General features: G+C 70.7%; 19 protein-coding genes. 17 read left to right on the forward strand and 2 right to left on the reverse strand.

The genetic code is table 11. The features are described from left to right. Positions 1 to 3 precede the first annotated feature (3 nt). Positions 4 to 1,503 (reverse strand): long-chain fatty acid--CoA ligase, encoded by a 1,500-nt coding sequence (locus tag ASG70_RS04755; protein WP_056882662.1) that lies wholly within the window; start codon positions 1,501 to 1,503, stop codon positions 4 to 6. A gap of 157 nt (positions 1,504 to 1,660) precedes the next feature. On the opposite strand from ASG70_RS04755, the gene ligA reads away from it, so the two are divergent. From ligA to ASG70_RS04770, 3 genes are all read left to right on the forward strand, one after another. After that, entirely contained in the window at positions 1,661 to 3,775 is a 2,115-nt protein-coding gene (gene ligA / locus ASG70_RS04760) for an NAD-dependent DNA ligase LigA (protein WP_056882663.1), read from the forward strand. Between the two features lie 46 nt (positions 3,776 to 3,821). Beyond that, complete coding sequence (locus tag ASG70_RS04765; protein WP_082590091.1) at positions 3,822 to 4,280, forward strand: DUF664 domain-containing protein; 459 nt, start codon at positions 3,822 to 3,824, stop codon at positions 4,278 to 4,280. 127 nt (positions 4,281 to 4,407) lie between these two features. Then, on the forward strand, positions 4,408 to 5,802 hold the full coding sequence (locus ASG70_RS04770) for a 3-hydroxybutyrate oligomer hydrolase family protein (protein ID WP_056882664.1): 1,395 nt from the start codon (positions 4,408 to 4,410) through the stop codon (positions 5,800 to 5,802). 63 nt (positions 5,803 to 5,865) lie between these two features. Here ASG70_RS04770 and ASG70_RS04775 read toward each other — a convergent pair whose 3' ends face one another. Further along, entirely contained in the window at positions 5,866 to 6,663 is a 798-nt protein-coding gene (locus ASG70_RS04775) for a FadR/GntR family transcriptional regulator (RefSeq protein WP_056882665.1), read from the reverse strand. A 136-nt stretch (positions 6,664 to 6,799) separates the two neighbouring features. Between ASG70_RS04775 and ASG70_RS04780 the strand changes: the two genes are divergently transcribed. The 14 genes from ASG70_RS04780 (at position 6,800) to ASG70_RS04845 (ending at position 21,416) form a co-directional block, all read left to right on the forward strand. Then, positions 6,800 to 8,092, forward strand: a complete 1,293-nt coding sequence (locus tag ASG70_RS04780) for a sugar ABC transporter substrate-binding protein (protein WP_056882666.1) — start codon at positions 6,800 to 6,802, stop codon at positions 8,090 to 8,092. 84 nt (positions 8,093 to 8,176) lie between these two features. Next, entirely contained in the window at positions 8,177 to 9,106 is a 930-nt protein-coding gene (locus ASG70_RS04785) for a carbohydrate ABC transporter permease (protein ID WP_056882667.1), read from the forward strand. Continuing rightward, on the forward strand, positions 9,103 to 9,921 hold the full coding sequence (locus ASG70_RS04790; RefSeq protein WP_056882668.1) for a carbohydrate ABC transporter permease: 819 nt from the start codon (positions 9,103 to 9,105) through the stop codon (positions 9,919 to 9,921). Before ASG70_RS04785 ends, ASG70_RS04790 begins: the two co-directional genes overlap by 4 nt. Positions 9,922 to 9,924: 3 nt before the next feature. Beyond that, complete coding sequence (gene dgoD, locus ASG70_RS04795; RefSeq protein WP_056882669.1) at positions 9,925 to 11,073, forward strand: galactonate dehydratase; 1,149 nt, start codon at positions 9,925 to 9,927, stop codon at positions 11,071 to 11,073. 2 nt (positions 11,074 to 11,075) lie between these two features. Beyond that, complete coding sequence (locus ASG70_RS04800) at positions 11,076 to 11,735, forward strand: bifunctional 4-hydroxy-2-oxoglutarate aldolase/2-dehydro-3-deoxy-phosphogluconate aldolase (protein ID WP_056882670.1); 660 nt, start codon at positions 11,076 to 11,078, stop codon at positions 11,733 to 11,735. Continuing rightward, positions 11,732 to 12,682, forward strand: coding sequence for a sugar kinase (locus tag ASG70_RS04805; protein ID WP_235531337.1), 951 nt, complete (start codon positions 11,732 to 11,734; stop codon positions 12,680 to 12,682). Before ASG70_RS04800 ends, ASG70_RS04805 begins: the two co-directional genes overlap by 4 nt. A 19-nt stretch (positions 12,683 to 12,701) precedes the next feature. Continuing rightward, complete coding sequence (gene manD / locus ASG70_RS04810; protein WP_056882671.1) at positions 12,702 to 13,931, forward strand: D-mannonate dehydratase ManD; 1,230 nt, start codon at positions 12,702 to 12,704, stop codon at positions 13,929 to 13,931. Next, a complete protein-coding gene (locus tag ASG70_RS04815) occupies positions 13,921 to 14,514 on the forward strand; it encodes a gluconokinase (RefSeq protein ID WP_082590095.1) in 594 nt (197 codons plus the stop codon). Before manD ends, ASG70_RS04815 begins: the two co-directional genes overlap by 11 nt. A gap of 11 nt (positions 14,515 to 14,525) precedes the next feature. Next, positions 14,526 to 15,644, forward strand: a complete 1,119-nt coding sequence (gene prfB, locus ASG70_RS04820) for a peptide chain release factor 2 (RefSeq protein ID WP_056882767.1) — start codon at positions 14,526 to 14,528, stop codon at positions 15,642 to 15,644. A 162-nt stretch (positions 15,645 to 15,806) separates the two neighbouring features. Continuing rightward, positions 15,807 to 16,496, forward strand: coding sequence for a cell division ATP-binding protein FtsE (gene ftsE / locus ASG70_RS04825; protein ID WP_056882673.1), 690 nt, complete (start codon positions 15,807 to 15,809; stop codon positions 16,494 to 16,496). Between the two features lie 33 nt (positions 16,497 to 16,529). Further along, positions 16,530 to 17,435 carry a permease-like cell division protein FtsX gene (gene ftsX / locus ASG70_RS04830; RefSeq protein WP_056882674.1) on the forward strand — a complete coding sequence of 302 codons (906 nt, stop codon included), beginning with the start codon at positions 16,530 to 16,532 and terminating at the stop codon, positions 17,433 to 17,435. A gap of 73 nt (positions 17,436 to 17,508) precedes the next feature. Continuing rightward, a complete protein-coding gene (locus tag ASG70_RS04835; protein WP_056882675.1) occupies positions 17,509 to 18,885 on the forward strand; it encodes a M23 family metallopeptidase in 1,377 nt (458 codons plus the stop codon). Positions 18,886 to 18,993: 108 nt separating this feature from the next. Continuing rightward, entirely contained in the window at positions 18,994 to 19,470 is a 477-nt protein-coding gene (gene smpB / locus ASG70_RS04840) for an SsrA-binding protein SmpB (protein WP_056882676.1), read from the forward strand. 62 nt (positions 19,471 to 19,532) lie between these two features. Then, positions 19,533 to 21,416 (forward strand): DUF2207 domain-containing protein, encoded by a 1,884-nt coding sequence (locus tag ASG70_RS04845; RefSeq protein ID WP_235531338.1) that lies wholly within the window; start codon positions 19,533 to 19,535, stop codon positions 21,414 to 21,416. Positions 21,417 to 21,445 lie beyond the last annotated feature (29 nt).

Here is a 21,445-nt window from a genome sequence, read left to right on the forward strand (position 1 = left end):
CCCTCAGGCGGAGGGCTTGTGCACCTCGCGCCGCAGGATCTTGCCGGTGGCGCCCTTGGGCAGCTCGTCGACCTTCCAGAGGTGGCGGGGGTACTTGTACGCGGCGATCTTCGACTTCACGAACGCCTGCACGTCCTCGAGCGTCGTCTCCGCACCGGGTCGCAGGGCGACAGCCGCGCCGACCTCCTCGCCGAGCAGGTCGTCGGGGACCGCGACGACGGCGGCCTCGAGGACGTCGGGGTGCTCGTACAGCACCTCCTCGACCTCGCGGGGGTACACGTTCATGCCGCCGCGCAGGATCATGTCCTTCTTGCGGTCGACGATCGTGAAGTAGCCCTCCTCGTCCATCGTCGCGAGGTCCCCGGTGCGGAACCACCCGTCGGGGATGGCCTCCGCGGTCGCCTCGGGGTTCTGCCAGTAGCCCTTCATGACGTTGTCGCCGCGGATCGCGATCTCGCCGACGCCGTCGCCCGGCGGTACGTCGTTGCCCTCGAGGTCGACCAGCTTCATCTCGCAGCCGGGGATCGCGACGCCGATGGTGCCGGGCTTGCGCTCGCGCATGGGCATGTTGAACGAGGCGACCGGCGACGTCTCCGAGAGCCCGTAGCCCTCGAGGATGACGCAGCCGAACTTGTCCTCGAACGCCTTCATCACCTCGTGGGGCATGGCCGACCCGCCGGAGCAGCAGGTGCGCAGGTGGGTCGCGTCCATGGCGTCGGAGTCCGGGTGGTTGAGGATCGCGGCGTACATGGTGGGCACGCCCATCATGATCGTGACCTTCTCGTCGTTGATGACCTTGATGGCCTCGGCCGGGTCGAAGCGCGGGATGAGGGCGAGGGCGGCACCGGCGATCACCGCGGCGTTGAGCCCCACCACGAGGCCGAACACGTGGAACAGCGGCAGGCAGCCCATGACCACGTCGTCGGGCTTGGTCTCCTGGATGTCGACGGCGCTGCGGTGGGCGTTGAGGTGGACGTTGCTGTGCGTGAGCTCGGCGCCCTTGGGCCGGCCAGTCGTGCCAGAGGTGTAGAGCACGATGGCGGTGTCGTCGTCGGCCCGCTCCACGGGCTCGGTGATGGGCTCCCCGTCCTCGAGGGCGCCTTCCTCGGGGCCGAGCGGCCCGCACTGCACGATGCGCGTGCCCGAGCTCTTCGCGCCCTCGGTCGCCTCGGCCACGAAGTCCGGCCAGACGAACGCGACCTTGGCCCCGGAGTTCGTGAAGAAGAAGTCGATCTCGCCGGCCTTGAGGAGCGGGTTCATCGGCACCACGATGGCCCCCGCGAGCAGCGACCCGAAGAACACGACCGGGAAGGCCGGCACGTTGGGCAGGATGATCGCGACCCGGTCGCCCGGCTCCACCCCCGCCGCCCGCAGCGAGCCGGCGACCTTGGCCGCCATGCCGTGCAGCTGGGCGTAGCTCAGGTCGTTGCCCCTGAACTTGATGGCGGGCTGGTCCGGCTGCTTGGTCGCCGTCGTGACCAGGTTGGTGGCGAGGTTCGTCATCGGTGGCTCCGCATCGTCGGGGACGTGTCGTGCACATCCTCGCCCGTCGCGACGGGTTTGGCTACGCGTCGGTACGGCGTGTGCATCCGTACCCCGCCAACGCCGGACGGTGCGGGGGAGTGCCGCCACCGCCCGCCCGTCGGTGGTGTGCGGCAGGATGGCTCGCGTGAGTGAGATCGTCTCCAGCACCGTCCCCGACCAGGCCCGGCACGAGTGGGTCGACCTCGCCGAGCAGGCGTCCGCGGCCCAGTTCGCCTACCACGTCAAGGACGCCCCGACGATCAGCGACGGGGAGTACGACGCCCTCATCCGCCGGCTCAACGAGCTCGAGCACGAGCACCCCGAGCTGCGCACCCCCGAGAGCCCCACCCAGCAGGTCGGCGGCGCGGTGTTCTCCACCGACTTCCAGGCCGTCGACCACCTCGAGCGGATGCTGTCGCTCGACAACTGCTTCTCGCCCGAGGAGCTGGCCGCGTGGGCGGCACGGGTGACCCGCGACGCCGGCACCGACGACCTGCACTTCCTGTGCGAGCTGAAGATCGACGGCCTGGCCGTCAACCTCCTCTACGAGAAGGGGCGTCTGGTGCGGGCGCTCACCCGTGGCGACGGTCGGACGGGCGAGGACGTCACCAACAACGTGCGCACGATCGACGGCATACCCCACCAGCTCGCGGGCACCGGGCACCCGGCGCGCGTCGAGGTCAGGGGAGAGGTGTTCTTCCCCGTGGAGGCGTTCGCCGACCTCAACGCCTCGCTGGTCGAGGCCGGCAAGGCGCCGTTCGCCAACCCCCGTAACTCCGCCGCAGGGTCGCTGCGCCAGAAGGACCCGCGGGTCACCGCGAGCAGGCCGCTGCACATGCTCGTCCACGGCATCGGGTTCCGCGACGGCCTCGAGCTCACCCGCCAGTCGCAGGCCTACGAGCTGCTGCGTGAGTGGGGGCTGCCGATCTCCAGCCACTACAAGGTGCTCGACACCCTCGAGCAGGTGCAGGAGTTCGTCGTCCACTTCGGCGAGCACCGGCACAGCGTCGAGCACGAGCTCGACGGGATCGTCGTCAAGGTCGACGAGGTGGCCGTCCAGCGCCAGCTCGGCTCCACCTCGCGGGCACCCCGCTGGGCCATCGCCTACAAGTACCCGCCCGAGGAGGTGAACACCAAGCTCCTCGACATCCAGGTCAACGTCGGCCGCACGGGTCGCGTCACCCCGTTCGGCGTGATGGAGCCGGTGCTCGTCGCGGGGTCCACCGTGGAGCGCGCCACCCTCCACAACGGTGACGAGGTGCGGCGCAAGGGCGTGCTCATCGGCGACACCGTCGTGCTGCGCAAGGCAGGCGACGTCATCCCGGAGATCCTCGGCCCGGTCGTCGAGCTGCGCGACGGCACCGAGCGGGAGTTCGTGATGCCCACGCACTGCCCGTCGTGCGGCACCGAGCTCAAGCCCGAGAAGGAGGGCGACAAGGACATCCGCTGCCCCAACGCCCGGACCTGTCCCTCGCAGCTGCGCGAGCGGCTGTCGAGCCTCGCCGGTCGTGGCGCGTTCGACATCGAGGCGCTGGGTTGGGAGGGGTCCGTCGCCCTGCTCGACTCCGGGGTGCTCGAGGACGAGTCGGGGCTGTTCTCGTTGGGGGAGAAGGACATCGCCCAGGTCCCGCTGTTCACCCGGGCGGCGAAGAAGACCGACCCCGAGGACCAGGTCGTCGACGGCCGCGTGCTGTCGGCCAACGGTCGCCGCCTCGTCGACAACCTGCAGGCCGCCCGCACCCAGCCGTTGTGGCGGGTCCTCGTCGCCCTGTCGATCCGCCATGTGGGGCCCACGGCCGCCCGTGCCCTGGCGCAGCACTTCGGCTCCATGGACCGCATCCGCGAGGCGAGCCTCGAGGAGCTCGCCGGGGTCGAGGGCGTCGGTGGGGTCATCGCGGAGGCCGTGCGCGAGTGGTTCGACGGCCCTGCCGGCGACTGGCACACGCGCATCGTCGACCGCTGGGCCGCCGACGGCGTGCGGATGGAGGACGAGCGCGACGAGTCGGTCGAGCAGACCCTCGCGGGGATGACCGTCGTGGTGACCGGGTCGCTCGAGGGGTTCTCCCGGGACGAGGCGAAGGAGGCGATCCTGGCCCGCGGCGGCAAGGCCTCCGGGTCGGTCTCCAAGAAGACCGACTACGTCGTCGTCGGTGAGAACGCCGGCTCCAAAGAGGACAAGGCCCGCGAGCTGGGCCGCCCGATCCTCGACGAGGCGGGGTTCCGCCGGCTGCTCGAGACCGGGCAGGCATGACCTCGATGCAGGGTGCTCCACAGGCCGGTGGAGGAGGGAGGGCGTCGTGATCGACGAGAAGACCTACCTGCGCTTCTGTGACGAGGCGCTCGTGGCCATGCGCGACATCGTCGCCGAGCTCGGTGACGACCTGGCCAACCGCCGACCGGACCTCCCCGGCGCCAACACCCCTTTCGCGATCCTCACGCACTGCCTGGGCGTCGCCGCCCGCTGGGCCTCGACCGTCAACCTCGGCGAGGTCGTGCCACGCGACCGCGACGCCGAGTTCACCGCCTCCGGAGCAGTGGCCGACCTCGCGACCGACACCGACCGCACCCGGATCGCGTTGCAGGAGTGGGTGTCCCGCTCCGACGTGCATGCGCCGCCGGCCAACCCCACCCACGAGCGCGACGACTGGTACGCCGCGACGCAGGGCGGGGTGCTCATGCACGTCTACGAGGAGCTCGCCCAGCACCGCGGCCAGCTGGAGGTCACCCGCGACCTGCTGCATGCGCTGCCGCAGTAGGCCGGTCAGCCCCCAGCACGGCATGAGGGCGGACGCGCCTGCCCTGCGAGCGGCACATGGCCCACCTCCCGTTTGTGTGCCTGACCCACATTGAGCAGGGCCGTTCCCCGGGCGAAGCATGAGCCGCATGCGCCCGACAACGACGTCACGCCGGCGGATCGCCGCCCTCGCCACGACTGCCTCGCTCGCCCTCCTCGGTGGGCTCGCGACGGCCGCTCCCGCCTCGGCGGACAAGCCCCAGGGCGGTCACTGTGCCCGCCAGTCCAAGATCCGCGTCCCGGGTGCCGAGGTGCAGACCCTCGCGTGCCTCGACGACCTCACGACAGCCGGGACGGTGGCCTCGGGCCACACCAACCCGGGCGACTGGGCCGGCCTCAACGCCGCCGGCACGGTCAACCCCACCGGAGTGCCGGGCATCCAGGTGGACGGGTACTTCCCGGACACCTCGACGACCAACACCAACCACGGCTGGAACCACGACGCCCAGTTCGTCCTGCGCATCCCCGACCACTGGAACGGTGGCCTCGTGGTCAGCGGGGCTCCCGGCGTCCGCGCGCAGTACGCGAACGACTTCATCATCAGCGACTGGGTGCTCAGCAAGGGCTACGCGTTCGCCTCGACCGACAAGGGCAACACCGGTGCCTCGTTCTACGACGACGGCAGCAGCCCCGGCGGCTCGATCCGCGAGTGGAACTCCCGCGTCACCGAGCTGACCCTGGCGTCGAAGACCACGCTGCGGCAGGTCTACGCCAAGGCGCCGAGCCGCACCTGGATGGTCGGCATCTCCAACGGTGGCTACCTCACTCGCTGGCAGCTCGAGAACCGTCCCGACCTCTACGACGGTGGGGTCGACTGGGAGGGCACGCTGTTCCGTGCCGCGGGTCCCAACCTGTTCACCTACCTGCCGACGGCGCTGAAGAACTACCCGAAGTACGCGGCCACGGGCGACCAGGCTGCCCACGACGCGATGATCGCGGCCGGGTTCGCCCCCGGGTCGGAGTTCCTCTGGGCCTTCCACTACTCCTACTACTGGGACCTGACGCAGCGGATCTACCGGGAGGAGTTCGACCCCTCCTTCGACGGTTCGCTCAAGGCGGGCGTGCCGTTCTGCGCCAGCGGGACGCCGAGCTGCGACGCGGACTACGACTACGCCTCACGGCCGCAGGCGGTGAAGGACGCCGTCGCCTCGGTGTCCCTGACGGGAAAGATCGGCAAGCCGATGCTGACCGTCCAGGGCACGCTGGACACGCTGCTCCCGGCGGCGACCGACGCGGACGTCTACGACCGGCTCGTCGACCAGGCCGGTTCTGGCTCGCTGCACCGCTACTACTCGGTGGAGGACGGCACCCACACCGACGGCCTGTACTCCGCGTACCCCGACAAGCTGCGGCCGCTCCTGCCTTGTGCCCGCAGCGCGTTCGACGCCCTGACCGGCTGGGTCGAGCGCGGCACGCCACCGCCGGCCGACGGCTTCGTGGCCAGGCCTGCGAGCGGCGACATCGTCAACACCTGCGCCCTCTGAGGGCGGATCAGTCCGGCCGCACGCCGGCTGGGCGGTGAGTGAGCCCCGGCCCACCCTGCGCGGTCACTCCGCGGCGGTTCCTCCGGGAGCCGCCGCGGTGCCGCGGACGTCGCTGGCCTGCTCCTGCCAGATCGACTTCGTCTCGGCCATGGTCCGGTCCATGATCCGCACCATCCGCTCGCGCGCGGTGTCACTGTCGTGACGCTGGATCGCCTGGGCGACGTCCACGTGGAACTGGAGCGCGTCGACGTGGGGGTGGTGGGGCATGAGGCCGTAGGCGTGGCGACCGGTGAGCACCTCGGCGATCGGCTGGTGGAGGTGCTCGAACATCTCGTTGCGCGAGGCGGCCAGCACGCGCCGGTGGAAGTCGATGTCCAGGGCGAGGAACAGGTCCATCTCCCCGGACTGGCCCGCCTCCCACATCTGGGCGGCCAGTGCGACGAGCTCGCTGGCCTCGCGTGGCTGGGCGCGTTCGGCAGCCAGGGCCGCCGCTGCCGGTTCGACCGCCGAGCGCAGCTCCGTGATGGTCCTCAGCTGGCCGATGCGCCCCGCTCCCGCGAGCCGCCAGCGGATCACGAGCGGGTCGTAGACGTTCCACCCCCGCGGGTGCTGGATGATCGTGCCCACCCGGCGCCGGGACTCGACCAGGCCCATGGAGGCCAGCACCCGCAGCACCTCGCGCACCACCGACCGCGAGACCGCGTGCTCCTCGGCAAGGTCCTCGATGAACAGCACGGTGCCCGGTTCGAGCCCGCCCCCGCAGATGGCCGTGCCCAACGCCTCGAGGAGCCGGGAGTGCAACCCGGTCAGCTCTCGTCGGCCGTCGTCGGTGCCGGAGGTCTCCTGCGCCGTCTGTGCCATGGACAAAGCATACTCATGAGGCGGAAGTGCTTGCATAAAGCAGATGTATGAGCCTAGCATCGACGAATCAGCAGACGTAGGAGTCTGCTCGGCGACGGTTCCAACGGCGGAACGGCCAGGCGAGAAGGAGACAGTCGTGAGACGTCAGCCAGTAGTCATCAGCACCTCTCTGGCCGTGGTCGCGGCTCTGGGGATGTCGGCCTGTGGTGGAGGGGACGGCGGTGGGTCGGGTTCCAAGACCGTCCGCGTGACCCTGGCCAACCACGTCTGGACCGACAACATCAAGAAGGCCCTGCCCGAGTTCGAGAAGCAGTCCGGCCTGAAGGTCGAGATCACCCAGCTCGGCGAGGACCAGCTGTCCGACCAGTACAACGTCAAGCTCAACGCCGGCTCCTCCGACATCGACGTGATGATGTACCGCCCGTTGCAGGAGGGGAAGCTGTTCGCCAAGAACGGCTACCTCGCCGACCTCACCGACGACGTCAAGGCCAGCAAGGACTGGAACTGGGGCGACTTCCAGCAGGGGCCGGTCCAGTCGAGCACCTACAAGGACAAGGTCGTGGGTGTCCCGACGATCACCGAGCAGGAGGTCCTCTACTACCGCAAGGACCTGCTGAAGAAGTCCGGCATCGCCAACCCGCCCAAGACGCTGGACGAGCTGAAGACCGACGCGGCCAAGGTCGCCAAGGACAACCCCGGCGTCGCAGGGTTCGTGGCCCGCACCGGCAAGTCGGCCGCGGTCACCCAGTTCTCGAGCTTCCTCTACAGCTTCGGGGGTGAGTTCATCGGCGACGGTGACAAGGCGGCGGTCAACAGCGACGCGGCCAAGCAGGCCTACGCCTTCTACGGCGGGCTCATCAGGGACCACGGGCCCAAGAACGTCAGCACGGACATGAGCTGGCCCGAAGCCATGGCCATCTTCACCCAGGGCAAGGCCGCCTTCTACACCGAGGCAGACTCGCTCTACAAGAACGCCACCGACAAGGCCAAGTCCAAGGTCGCCGACACCGTCGGTTTCGCGCCGTTCCCCGCCGGCCCGGCCGGCTCCAAGCCGTACAACGTCCCGTCGTGGGCCCTCGGCGTCAACGAGGCCTCCAAGAACAAGGACAACGCCTGGAAGTTCATCCAGTGGGCCACGAGCAAGGAGCAGACCCTGGCCAACCAGAAGTCGGGGGTCCCCGGGGCGCGCACGTCGGTGTGGTCCGACCCCGAGGGGACGTCCACCTACCCCAAGGACCTCGCCGCGGCGATCGCCGTCAGCACCCAGAACGGTGTCGGTCACGACCGGCCGCTGGTGGTCAAGGTGCCCGAGGCCCGGGAGATCGTGGGCCAGCCGATCGTCGACGCCATCACCGGCAAGGACCCGGCCGCCTCGGCGGACGCGGCCAACGAGGCGTTCCAGAAGCTGCTGGACGACGAGAACAAGTGACGCGAGCCGCGTGGTCGGGACTGCGGTCCCGACCACGCGGCCCGACCACCAGGCACACCCCGTCCGCACGTCCAGGAGCGCCCCATGGCCACGTCTGCACCCGCCCTCCGCACCTCGGTGTCCACACCCGCATGGGCCCGCTGGGCCAACGACCACCGCAAGTGGCTCTTCGCCGGACCGGCGATGGCCTTCGTCGCGGTCCTGATCGTCTTCCCGGTGGCCTGGACGGTCTACCTCAGCCTCACTGACGCCGAGGGCTCGGTCCGGGCGGAGAAGGAGCTCACCGGGGCGGCCAACTACCTCGACGTCCTCGCGGACACCTCCCGCTTCTGGCCCGCCGTGCTGCGGACCGTCGAGTTCACCGGGATCGCACTGTTCTTCGAGGTCGTCCTGGGGATGTGCATCGCGCTCCTGCTGTGGCGGCCGTTCCGGGGCGAGAAGTGGGTGCGGGTCGCGATCCTGCTCCCGCTGGTTGCCACCCCCGTCGCCGTCGGCATGATGTGGCGGCTGATCCTCGACCCCAACATCGGTTTCGCCAACCAGGTGCTCGGCTGGGTGGGGATCCCGCCACAGCCCTGGCTGGCAGGGGAGGGGTCGGCGCTGGTGACCACGGCCTTCATCGACGTGTGGCAGTGGACCCCCATGGTGGTGCTCATCCTCCTGGCCGGCCTCACCGCGCTGCCCGAGGAGCCCCATGAGGCGGCACTGGTCGACGGCACGACCGGCTGGCAGCGGTTCCGGTTCATCACCCTGCCGATGCTCATGCCGACGGTGGTCGTCGCGATCCTGCTGCGCGGGATCGACGCGATCAAGACGTTCGACATCCTCTACGCCACCAAGGGCAAGGGAGGCGGGTCCTTCCACGAGGTGGAGACGCTCAACGTCTACGCCTACGGCCTCAGCTTCGACTACAACGAGTACGGCGTCGCCTCCGCCGTCCTCATCCTGTTCTTCCTCATCATCATCGGCTCCATGTGGGCCCTCACCGCCCGTCGCAGGGAGGAGCTCTCATGAGCCGTCGCCGGAGCTCGTTCACCACCTTCCGCGTGGCCGCTCTCGTGGTGGTCGTCGTCGTCCTGCTCGCGCCGCTGGTGTGGATGCTGCTGGCCTCGTTCAAGAGCAACGTCGACATCTACGACAGCAGCAAGGCGGTCTTCTTCTCGCCCACCCTCGACAACTACACGAAGGTGCTGGCGCAGGCCAACTACGGCCGCTTCATCCTCAACAGCTTCTGGGTGGCGTTCGCCTCCACCACGCTCTCCCTGCTGCTCGGCGTGCCGGCTGCCTATGCCATGAGCCGCTTCACCATGAACCGGTCCGCCCTCGTGGTCCTGATGGCGCGCGTCATCCCGGGCGTCTCGCTCCTCGTGCCCTGGTACTACGTGTTCTCCAACCTCCGGATGGTCGGCGGCTACACCGTCCTCATCCTCAGCCACATGTTCGTGGCCCTGCCCCTCGTCGTCTACATCATGATGGGCTACTTCGACGGCCTGCCGCTGGAGCTCGAGGAGTCGGCGATGGTCGACGGCCTGACACCCATCGGCGCCTTCCGGCTGATCACGCTGCCGCTGTCGGTCCCGGGCATCGCGACGGCCGGGATCCTGGCCTTCATCTTCTCCTGGAACAACTTCATGTTCGCGCTGGTGCTCTCCGACGCCCACACCAAGACGCTGCCCGTGGCGATCTTCAACTTCGTCGGCTACGCCAGCATCGACTGGGGCGGTCTCATGGCCGCGGCGACCGTGGTGACGCTGCCGATCATGGTCATCGCCCTGTTCACGCAGAAGTACATCGTCTCCGGCCTCACGGCCGGCGCCACGAAGGGCTGAGGCATGGAGACCATCGAACGCGTCGAGACCTTCATGGTGGCCCCGCGGTGGCTGTTCGTGCGCCTGGAGACGTCCGCCGGCCTGGTCGGCTGGGGCGAGGCGACCTGCGAAGGGCGGTCCGAGACGGTGCGCACCGCCGTGGACCAGCTCGCGGAGGTGCTCATCGGCCAGGACCCCGAACGGATCGAGGACCACTGGCAGGTCATGACCAAGGGCTCGTTCTACCGGGGCGGGCCGATCCTGGCCAGCGCCGTGAGCGGGCTCGACCAGGCGCTCTGGGACCTCAAGGGCAAGCGCTACGACACCCCCGTGCACCAGCTGCTCGGTGGGGCCGTGCGCGACCGCATCCGGGTGTACGGCTGGGTCGGCGGGGACGAGCCGGCCGAGGTGGCAGACCACATCGCCGAGCAGGTGCAGGCCGGTCTCACCGCCGTGAAGATGAACGCCAGCGGCCGGATGAGCCCTGTCGCGTCGGTGGCCGAGCTCGACGGCGTCGTGGCCCGGGTCGCCGCCGCTCGAGAGGTCCTCGGCGACAGCCGCGACGTGGCGGTCGACTTCCACGGGCGCTTCACCTTGGCGAACGCCCGCCGCGTCGCTCCCCTCCTCGAGCCCTACCGTCCGTTCTTCCTGGAGGAGCCGGTGGTGCCCGAGAACTCGCACCTCATCGGCGACTTCGTCAGGAGCACGACGACACCGGTGTCGACGGGGGAGCGGCTGTTCTCCCGGCAGGAGTTCCTGCCGGTCCTGCAGGCGGGCATCGCCGTCGCCCAGCCCGACCTGTCGCACGCCGGTGGCATCACCGAGGTCCGCAAGATCGCTGCCCTGGCGGAGACGTTCGACGTCCAGCTCGCGCCGCACTGCCCTTTGGGGCCCCTCGCGCTGGCCGCTTGCCTCCAGGTGGGCTTCGCCACCGCCAACTTCCTCATCCAGGAGCAGAGCATCGGGATCCACTACAACGCCGGTGCCGAGGTGCTGGACTACGTCGTCGACCCCGCGCCGCTCGCCTTCGTCGACGGCCACATCGAGCGGCTGACCGGCGCAGGACTCGGTATCGAGGTGGACGAGGCCGTGGTGCGCGCCGCTGACAAGCGTGGCCATGCGTGGCGCGGACCGGTGTGGCGCCACTCCGACGGCTCGTTCGCGGAGTGGTGAGCATGGGCACCGATGGCACCAAGGCCTTCTCGTCCACGACCTTCGTCGACGAGCTGTCGGCCGCCAGGGTGATGGCCATCATCCGGGGGAAGCACCCCGGGGCGGCCGAGGACGCCGCGGTCGCCCTGCTCGAGGAGGGCGTGCGCTTCGTGGAGGTCGCCCTGACGACACCCTCAGCGCTCGAGGTCATCAGGCGGGTGCGCGCCGTCGTCGGTCCCGACGTGCGGCTGGGGGCGGGAACCGTCCTCACGGCCGCGGACGTCGACGCCGCGGTGGCGGCCGGGGCCGACTTCGTCGTGACGCCGGCCGTCGCCCCCTCGGTGGCAGCGGCTGCCGAGCGTGGGGTGCCCTGCGCCGCCGGCGCATTCACTGCGACCGAGGCCCACGAGGCCCACGTGGCCGGCGCGGCGGTCGTGAAGCTGTTCCCGGCGTCGCTGGGCGGACCGAGCTACCTCAGGGCCCTGCGCGACCCGTTCCCCGACATCCCGTTCATGGCCGTCGGAGGGGTGGACGTCGACGCGGCACCCCTGTACCTCTCCGCGGGTGCCGTCGCGGTCGGGGTCGGCGGGCCGCTCGTCGGCGACGCCGCATCCGGCGGCGACCTCGCTGCGCTGCGCGAGCGGGCGCGCTCGTACGTAGAGCTGGCGGGAACCGCCTCGTGACCGCTCGACCGGACGTGGTCACCCTGGGTGAGTCGATGGTGACCTTCCGCTGGCCCGGGCCCCTGGCGCTGGGCGTGCCGCTCGTGGCCAGGCTGGCCGGCGCCGAGTCCAACGTGGCCATCGGCCTCGCTCGCCTGGGCCACCGGGTCGCGTGGGCGGGCAGGGTCGGGCAGGACGCCTTCGGGGACCTCGTCCTGCGCGAGCTCGCGGCCGAAGGGGTGGACACCCGGGCCGCCCGGCGTGACCCGGACGCACCCACCGGGTTGATGTTCGTCGAGAGCCGGACCGCGGACGTCGTCCGGGTCGAGTACCGCCGCGCGGGGTCGGCCGGGTCCCGGCTCGACGCGGCCGATGTCGAGCAGGCCCTCGACCCCCTCCCCAGGGTCCTGCACCTGACCGGCATCACGGCAGCCCTCGAGGGCCCGGCGGCAGCGGCCGTGCTGCACGCCGCCGAGCTGGCCCGGGCCGCCGGCGTGCTGGTGTCCCTCGACGTCAACCACAGGTCGCGCCTCTGGACCGCCGACGGTGCCAGGGCGGGACTGCGCCCCCTCGTCCGGCTCACGGACCTGCTCATCGCCTCCGAGGACGAGCTCGGCCTCGTCGCCTCTGGGGACGAGGAGACGTCCGTGGGGAAGCTGCTGTCCGAGGGGGTGACCCGCGTCGCCGTGAAGCGGGGGAGCGCCGGCAGCAGCCTCTGGGGCCCCCGGGGCCGCACCGACATGGACGCCCTTGCGGTCACCGCCGTGGACGTCGTGGGTGCAGGCGACGCCTTCTGTGCGGGCCTGCTGTCAGGGCTGCTCGACGGCATCGACGACGCGGACGCCCTGGCCCGCGCCAACGCCGTCGGCGCCGTCGCCGTGAGCACCCACGGTGACTGGGAGGGTCTGCCCCGCCGCCACGAGCTCGACCAGCTTGCCGGTGTCGCTGCCGGTACCGCCCACCGCTGACCACCTGAGAGGTTCACCCATGAAGATCGCGACCGTCGACGTCGTCGTCTGCAGCCCCGACCGCAACTTCGTGACCCTGCGCGTCACCACCGAGGACGGCCTGGTCGGCCTGGGGGACGGGACCCTCAACGGACGCGAGCTGGCCGTCGCGTCGTACCTCCGGGACCACGTGGCGCCGCTGCTCGTGGGCCGTGACGCCCACGCCGTCGAGGACACCTGGCAGTTCCTGTACCGGTCGGGGTACTGGCGGCGGGGACCGGTGACGATGGCGGCGATCGCCGCGGTCGACGTGGCGCTCTGGGACCTCAAGGCCCAAGCAGCCGGCATGCCTCTCTACCAGCTGCTGGGCGGGGCGTCCCGCACCGGCATCATGGCCTACGGCCACGCGTCGGGCCGGGACACGGCCGAGCTGTTCGACTCCATCCGGCAGCACCTCGAGGCGGGGTACCGCTCCATCCGCGTCCAGACCTCCGTGCCGGGCATCAATGCGGTGTATGGCGTGGCCGCGCAGCCGAGCAGCGAGGGAAAGCGGTACGACTACGAGCCGGCCCAGCGCACGCCGCTGCCGGCCGAGGAGGACTGGGACACCCGCGCCTACCTGCGGCACCTGCCCTCGGTGTTCGAGGCGGTGCGGGGGGAGTTCGGTCCCGAGCTCCCGCTGCTGCACGACGGGCACCACCGGATGACACCCATTCAGGCTGCCCGGCTGGGCAAGGACCTCGAGCCCTACGACCTGTTCTGGCTCGAGGACTGCACGCCGGCCGAGAACCAGGAGGCGCTGCGGCTGGTGCGCGCCCACACCACGACGCCCCTGGCGATCGGGGAGGTGTTCAACACCGTCTGGGACTACCAGACCCTGATCCGCGAGCAGCTGATCGACTACGTGCGTTCCGCCGTCACGCACACCGGCGGCATCACGGCGATGAGGAAGCTGCTCGACTTCGCTGCGCAGTACCAGATCAAGTCCGGCATCCACGGGCCGACGGACATCTCTCCCGTGGGCATGGCAGCGGCGCTCCACCTGGACCTGGCGATCCACAACTTCGGGATCCAGGAGTACATGCGCCACGGCGCCCTCACCGACGAGGTCTTCCGGCAGAGCTTCACCTTCGACGACGGCTACCTGCACCCCGGCAACGAGCCCGGGCTGGGCGTCACCCTCGACCAAGCGGCCGCTGACCGCTTCCCCTACCAGCCTGCCTACCTGCCCTTCAACCGGTTGAAGGACGGCACGGTCCATGACTGGTGAGGCGACTGTTGAGACGACGGGGGACGCCTCTGCCGCGACAGGCGCGACCATCAGGCACGTCGTGGTGATGGGGGTCTCGGGGTGCGGGAAGACCACGGTGGCGCAGGGCATCGCCCGGGTCACGGGCATGCGGTTCGCCGAGGCAGACAGCTTCCACTCCGCCTCGAACGTGGCGAAGATGAGCGCGGGACATCCCCTCGCGGACGCCGACCGGTGGCCGTGGCTCGACTCGCTGGCGCAGTGGATGGCTGCCGAGGACGCCCTCGGCCACTCGACGGTCATCGCCTGCTCGGCGCTGCGCCGCGCCTACCGCGACGTGCTCCGCACCGGGCCGCCGACCCTGTCGTTCATCCACCTCGACGGCCCGGTAGGGGTCGTGCAGGAACGCCTGGCAGCCCGGCGCGGCCACTACATGCCGGCGAGCCTGCTGGGGTCGCAGCTCGAGACGCTCGAGCCGCTCCAGCCGGATGAGTCGGGGGTCGTGCTCGACCTGACGCGCTCGCCCGAGGAGCTCGTGGCCGATGCGGTGTCGTGGTTGGAGCAGGGACCGCGACCGGTCGGGGCCGTGCACCCGATGCCATAGAGTTGGTCCTCGTGGCCGTCGACTTCCAGCAAGAGATCAAGAACCTCCGCACCACCATGGACTCCGTGCGTGAGGTGACCGACCTGGCCGCCCTCAAGGTGCAGATCGGCGAGCTCGAGGCCAAGGCCTCCGCCCCTGACCTCTGGGACGACCCGGACGCCGCGCAGCAGGTGACCTCCGCGCTCAGCCGCGCCAACGCCGAGTACGAGCGCGTGACCGGCATGGACTCCCGCATCGACGACCTCGAGGTGCTCGTCGAGATGGGCACCGAGGACGGCGGCGACGCCGACACCATGGCCGAGGCCGAGCGCGAGCTGGCCTCGCTGCAGAAGGCCGTCGGCGAGCTCGAGGTCCGGACGCTGCTGTCGGGGGAGTACGACGAGCGCGCCGCGGTCATCACCATCCGTGCAGGGGCAGGAGGCGTCGACGCCGCCGACTTCGCGGAGATGCTCATGCGCATGTACCTGCGCTGGGCAGAGCGGCACGGCTACCCCGCCCAGGTCATGGACACGTCGTACGCCGAGGAGGCCGGGCTGAAGTCGGCCACGTTCGAGATCAACGTGCCCTACGCGTTCGGCAACCTCTCCGTCGAGGCCGGCACCCACCGTCTGGTGCGCATCAGCCCCTTCGACAACCAGGGTCGGCGCCAGACGAGCTTCGCCGCGGTCGAGGTGATCCCGCTCATCGAGCAGACCGACCACGTCGAGATCCCCGAGAACGAGATCAAGGTCGACGTCTTCCGCTCCAGCGGCCCCGGTGGGCAGAGCGTCAACACCACCGACTCGGCCGTCCGCATGACCCACATCCCCACGGGGATCGTGGTGTCGATGCAGAACGAGAAGTCGCAGATCCAGAACCGCGCGGCCGCACTGCGCGTGCTGCAGTCCCGCCTGCTCCTCCAGCGCCAGGCCGAGGAGGCCGCTGCCAAGAAGGAGATGGCCGGCGACGTCAAGGCCAGCTGGGGCGACCAGATGCGCTCCTACGTGCTCCAGCCCTACCAGATGGTCAAGGACCTGCGGACGGAGTTCGAGGTGGGCAACCCCTCGGCCGTGTTCGACGGCGACATCGACGGCTTCATCGAGGCGGGCGTCCGCTGGCGCAAGGAGCAGCAGAAGGCTGCCGAGGCCTGACAGGCCGCCGAGGCCTGACCGGTCGAGGGGCCGCGCAACGCCGAGCAGCCGCGGCTGCACGGCATACCGGACACGGCGACCTATTCTCGGGTGGTCGTGCGTGCCGCCCCGGCGACGCGTACGCGGTCCCATCCGCCCCCCGGTAAGGCTCTGCACCCGCGCATGATCCGTTTCGAGAACGTCAGCAAGGTCTACCCCCGGTCCACCCGACCCGCGCTGAGCGACATCGACCTCGACGTCGAGCGGGGCGAGTTCGTCTTCGTCGTGGGGTCCTCCGGCTCGGGCAAGTCCACGCTGCTGCGCCTGGTCCTCAAGGAGGAGGGCGCCTCCAAGGGCAGCGTGCTCGTCGCCGGGCAGGACGTCGGCCGCCTGCCGTCGCGCAAGGTGCCGCGCCTGCGCCGCGAGATCGGCACCGTGTTCCAGGACTTCCGGCTGCTGCCCAACAAGACCGTCTACCAGAACGTCGCCTTCGCCCTGCAGGTCCTCGGCCGCTCCGGCCACGTCATCCGCCAGGTCGTGCCCGAGACCCTGGAGATGGTCGGCCTCGACGGCAAGGAGAAGCGCCTGCCGCACGAGCTCTCCGGGGGTGAGCAGCAGCGCGTCGCGATCGCGCGGGCCTTCGTCAACAAGCCGCCGATCCTGCTGTGCGACGAGCCGACCGGAAACCTCGACCCGACGACCAGCCTCGACATCGTGCGGCTGCTCGACCGCATCAACCGCACCGGCACCACGATCGTCATGGCCACCCACGACGACGACATCGTCGACCAGCTGCGCAAGCGCGTCGTCGAGCTCAAGAACGGCCACCTCATCCGCGACGAGAACAAGGGCGTCTACGGCAGCGGTCGCTGACCGCGCGCCACGGACTTCTGGAGACACCACCCCATGCGACTGCAGTTCATGCTCAGCGAGATCTGGATCGGCCTGCGCCGAAACCTCTCGATCGCCGTCTCCGTCATGCTCGTGACGATGGTCTCGGTCTTCCTGCTGGGCATCGGGCTGCTCGTCCAGCAGCAGGTCGACACCCTCAAGGGCTTCTGGTACGACCGCGTGCAGGTGACGGTCTTCATGTGCGGCCCCAACTCCCCGGAGAAGGCCTGCGCCAAGGGCACGGTCACCCCTGAGCAGCGCGACTCCATCAAGGCCCAGCTCGGCGAGATGAAGCCGCTGGTCAAGAACGTCTACTACGAGTCCGAGCAGCAGGCGTTCGACCGGTTCAAGGAGCAGTACAAGAACTCCCCGATCTCGGACTACCTCCAGGTGGGGGACATCCCGCAGAACTACCGCGTGCAGCTGGCCGACCCGACGAAGTTCGCGGTGGTGGCGAGCGCGGTCGAGGGTGCGCCGGGGGTGGCGAGCGTCCAGGACCAGAAGAAGACGCTCGACAAGCTGTTCAAGGTGATGAACGTCGTCACCGTCGGCTCCCTCGTCCTCGCCGGGCTGATGGTGGTGTGCTCGGTGCTGCTCATGGCGACGACGATCCGCCAGGCGGCGTTCAGCCGGCGCCGCGAGACCGGCATCATGAAGCTCGTCGGCGCCTCCAACCTCACCATCCGGCTGCCGTTCGTCCTCGAGACGGTGCTCGCCGCCCTGCTCGGCGTGGGACTGGCCGTCGGGGGGCTGTGGGGCGCGACCGCCTACCTGTTGCCCCGCGTAGCCCGGGTGCTCCCCGCCGCGCCGCTGATCGGCGAGGGAGCGGTATGGGTGCTCGCGCCCTGGCTCGCCGCCCTCATGCTCGTGGTCGCCGTCCTGACCAGCTGGGCCACCCTGCGGCGCTACCTGCGCGTCTGACCGGCAGTCGTCCGGCATTTCACAGGTGCGTCGTCCCCCGAAACCCCTGAGGCTTGTGTTACCAATGAGGCCCATGAGCGCCATTTCGCCGCGACGCCGCGCGTCCCACTCGCTGCGGCTCACCGCCCTCGGTGTCGCCGTCGCCTGTTCGGTCGGCCTGGCCACCCCGTCGTTGGCCGCGGCGCCGGTGCTGCAGACCGCGGGTCGCGCCGCAGCGGTCCCGGCGGCGAAGGACCCCGGCACGGCGAAGAAGCAGGTCGACAAGGAGGTCGCCAAGCTCAAGGAGCAGCTCGAGGGCACCTCGGCCAGCCTCCAGGACGCCTACTTCGCCCTCCGACGCACCCAGCTCGCGCTGCCCGCTGCACAGGCGGTGCTCGACAAGGCCACCGCGGCGCAGGCGAAGGCCGACGCGCACAACGACGAGATGACCGTCGCGCTCGAGGTCGCCCAGGCCAACGAGGACCGAGCCGTCGACGCCCTTGCGACGACGCGCCGTGACCTCGCCGCCAGCCGCACCCGGGTGGCCCGCTTCGCCGCCCAGCTCTACCAGGACCAGGGCATGGGCCAGCTGTCCGTGGCCCTCAGCGCGACGACGCCCGAGGACTTCGCCAGCCGCGTCGCCATCAGCGACACCGTGATGGACGTCCAGAACCAGTCCCTCGCCAAGCTGGCCACCGCACGGGCGGCCGCCACTGCGCAGGAGGCCCACATCAAGGCCCTCCAGGCACAGGTGGCCGCGGCCAAGAAGCAGGCAGAGGTGGCCCTGGCCAAGGCGACGGCGGCGCGCGCCGACGCCGCTGCGGCGAAGGCGAAGCTCGAGGCACTCGCCCGGAAGCAGGCTGCCCAGTCGCGCGCCCTGGAGGCGCAGAAGGCCAGGGAGAAGACCCGGCTCGCCGGCGCGCAGAAGGAACAGGCCCGCCTGCAGGCGGTGCTCGTCGCGCGGGCCAAGGCCGCCAAGGCCGCGGCCGCCCGTCGCGCAGCCGCCGCCCGCCGGGCCGCCGCCGCGGCACGCAGGGCCGGGCGCCCCGTACCCCACGTCCCCAGCGCGCCCAGCGCCAACGGCTTCCTGTCCGCCCCCTCGGACGGCTGGATCTCCTCCGAGTTCGGCATGCGCTACCACCCGATCCTGCACTACTGGCGCCTGCACGCCGGTCGCGACTACGCGGCCAACTGCGGCACCCCGATCCGCGCCGCCGCGCCCGGTACCGTCATCTCCGCCGGCTGGGCCGGGGGCTACGGCCAGCGGGTCGAGGTCGACCACGGCATCCTGCGCGGCGTCGACCTGGTCACCGCCTACAACCACATGGAGCGCATCGTGGTCCGCGGTGGTCACGTCAGCCGCGGACAGGTCGTCGGGTACGTCGGGACCACCGGTGAGTCGACCGGCTGCCACCTGCACTTCGAGACCTACGAGGACGGCGTCCCGAAGGACCCGCGCCGCTGGCTCTGACGGACGGCGCGACCCGGCAAACCGCTGGCGGCCGCACCCCGTCCACCGGGTAGCGTTGGCATGCTGGTCGGCCCCCCGACCGGCACGGGACGACGGACAGGACGGGCAGTGGCCAAGGACCAGGGTCGCAAGGTGGTGGCGAGCAACCGCAAGGCGCGCCACGACTACCTCATCGAGGACACCTACGAGGCGGGGATCGCGCTCATGGGCACCGAGGTGAAGTCGCTGCGGATGGGCCGGGCCTCGCTGATCGACGGGTATGCCGCGTGGCGCGGGGACGAGCTGTGGCTCGAGGGCGTGCACATCCCGGAGTACGTCCAGGGCACGTGGACCAACCACACGCCGCGCCGGCGCCGCAAGCTGCTGCTCCACCGGGCCGAGCTCGACAAGATCGCGCGCAAGTCCTCCGAGACGGGGCACACGATCGTGCCGCTCCAGCTGTACTTCAAGGACGGGCTCGCCAAGGTCGAGATCGCGGTGGCCAAGGGCAAGCGGCAGTACGACAAGCGCCACGCGCTGCGTGAGCGCCAGGACAACCGCGAGGCGCAGCGCGCGCTGAGCAGCAAGGGGCGCCAGGACGCATGAGCCAGCACGGGGGGACGGTTCGACGCCGACTTCGAGCAGGGGGCAGGCGTCACGGTCCGGGGGTGGTGGCGGCGCTGGTGCTGGCGCTGGCCGTCCTGGTCCTCGGAGGGGCAAGCGCGACGGCGGCGTCCTCGGACGACTACGCGAGCTCCTTCCACGTCGACTTCACCGTCAAGCAGGACGGCTCCGTCGACGTGGCGGAGACCATCGCGTGGCACTTCCCGGACGGTGAGGCCCGGCACGGTATCGAGCGCTACGTCGTCGTGCGCGCCGGGTACCAGGACCGGGAGAACACCTACCGCGAGTACCCGATCAGCAAGGTCTCGGCGTCCTCGCCCTCGGGGGCGCCCAGCGACGTGTCCGTGAGCGACGCGGCCGACGGCACCTCGGTGCGGATCCGCGTCGGCAACCCCGACGAGACGGTCTCGGGCACCCAGCGCTACGTCGTGCGGTACACCCTCGGGGCCATCGTCAACGGCTTCACCGACCACGCCGAGCTCTACTACAACCTCGTGGGCTCGGCGAACGACGCCCTCTACGAGGACGTCAGCGCCTCGGTCACCGGGCCGGGTCCGGCCGACCGCGCGGAGTGCTTCTACGGCGAGCTCGGCTCGACCGACCGCTGCACCGCCACGCCCGGGGCGACCGCGCAGTTCAGTGCGCCGCGGGTCGAGCCCGGCCAGGGGGTCTCGATCCTGGCCTCGCTGCCGCGCGACGGGTTCGGCGCCCTGGAGCCGGTGCTGCACGAGGGCGAGGTGACCAGCGACGGCGGGGTCGTCACCACGCAGACCTCCAGGGCACTGGGAGCCCTCGCGCTCGGGACCGGTGCGGCCCTGCCGCTGCTCGCCGCCGGCCTCATGGGCACGCTGGTCTACACGCGGGGCCGTGACGAGCAGTACGCCGGCCTCACGCCGGGCCTGACGCCCGGGGTGGGTGAGAGCGCCGCGGTCGTGCACGGCGACAAGCGAGTGACCGCCGTGCAGTTCACCCCGCCCGCAGGCGTCCAGCCCGGCCTGGTCGGCACCGTCATCGACGAGACCGCCAACACCGTCGACGTCTCGGCCACCCTGGTCGACCTCGCGGTCCGCGGCCACCTCACCATCGGCGAGACGGAGAAGGGTGCGTTCCGCAGCAAGGACTGGCTGCTCACCCAGACCGCGCCGTCGGCCGAGCAGGCACGCACACCGCTGCAGCCGTACGAGCAGGCGCTGCTCGCGGGCGTGTTCGCCACCTCATCGTCGGTGACGCTGTCCTCCCTGAAGAACCACTTCAAGCCGACGCTGAGCCGGGTGCAGGAGCTCATGTACGACGAGGTCGTGCGCCGCGGCTGGTTCCGCCGGTCGCCCGCCGCCCAGCGCGGTGCCTGGACGACGCTGGGCAGCCTGATGGTGTTCGGCCCGCTGTTCGCCTCGATCTGGCTCGGGGGAGCGGTGTCGCGGCTCGGGGCCGGCAGCGGTTCCCCGGTGCCCCCCGGGTTCGCGCTCGCGGGTGGCTGCGCCCTCGCCGGGGCCATCGTGCTCTTCCTCGGCCGGCGGATGGCTGCCCGCACCGCGGCCGGGAGCGCGGTGCTGGCGCAGTCGGAGGGCTTCAAGCAGTACCTCGTGACCGCGGAGGCCAACCAGATCAAGTGGGAGGAGGCCCAGGACGTCTTCAGCCGCTACCTGCCCTACGCCATCGTGTTCGGGGTGGCCTCCCAGTGGGCGTCGACGTTCGAGAAGGTCGCCGAGGCCGCGGCCGCCGCGGGCCACGTCATCACCCCGCCGCTGTGGTACCTGGGGGGCAACTTCGGCTCGTTCAGCGGTATCGCCGACGGCATGGACTCGTTCGCGACGACGGCCGGCGGCACCTTCACCAGCACCCCGGGAAGCTCCGGCGGCTCGGGCTTCTCCGGGGGCGGCGGGTTCTCCGGCGGTGGTGGTGGCGGCTCCTCAGGCGGCTCCTGGTAGCCGACACGGCTCCTGGTGGCCGGCACGAC

The organism is Phycicoccus sp. Soil748 (assembly GCF_001428025.1).
Taxonomy (GTDB): Bacteria; Actinomycetota; Actinomycetes; order Actinomycetales; family Dermatophilaceae; genus Pedococcus.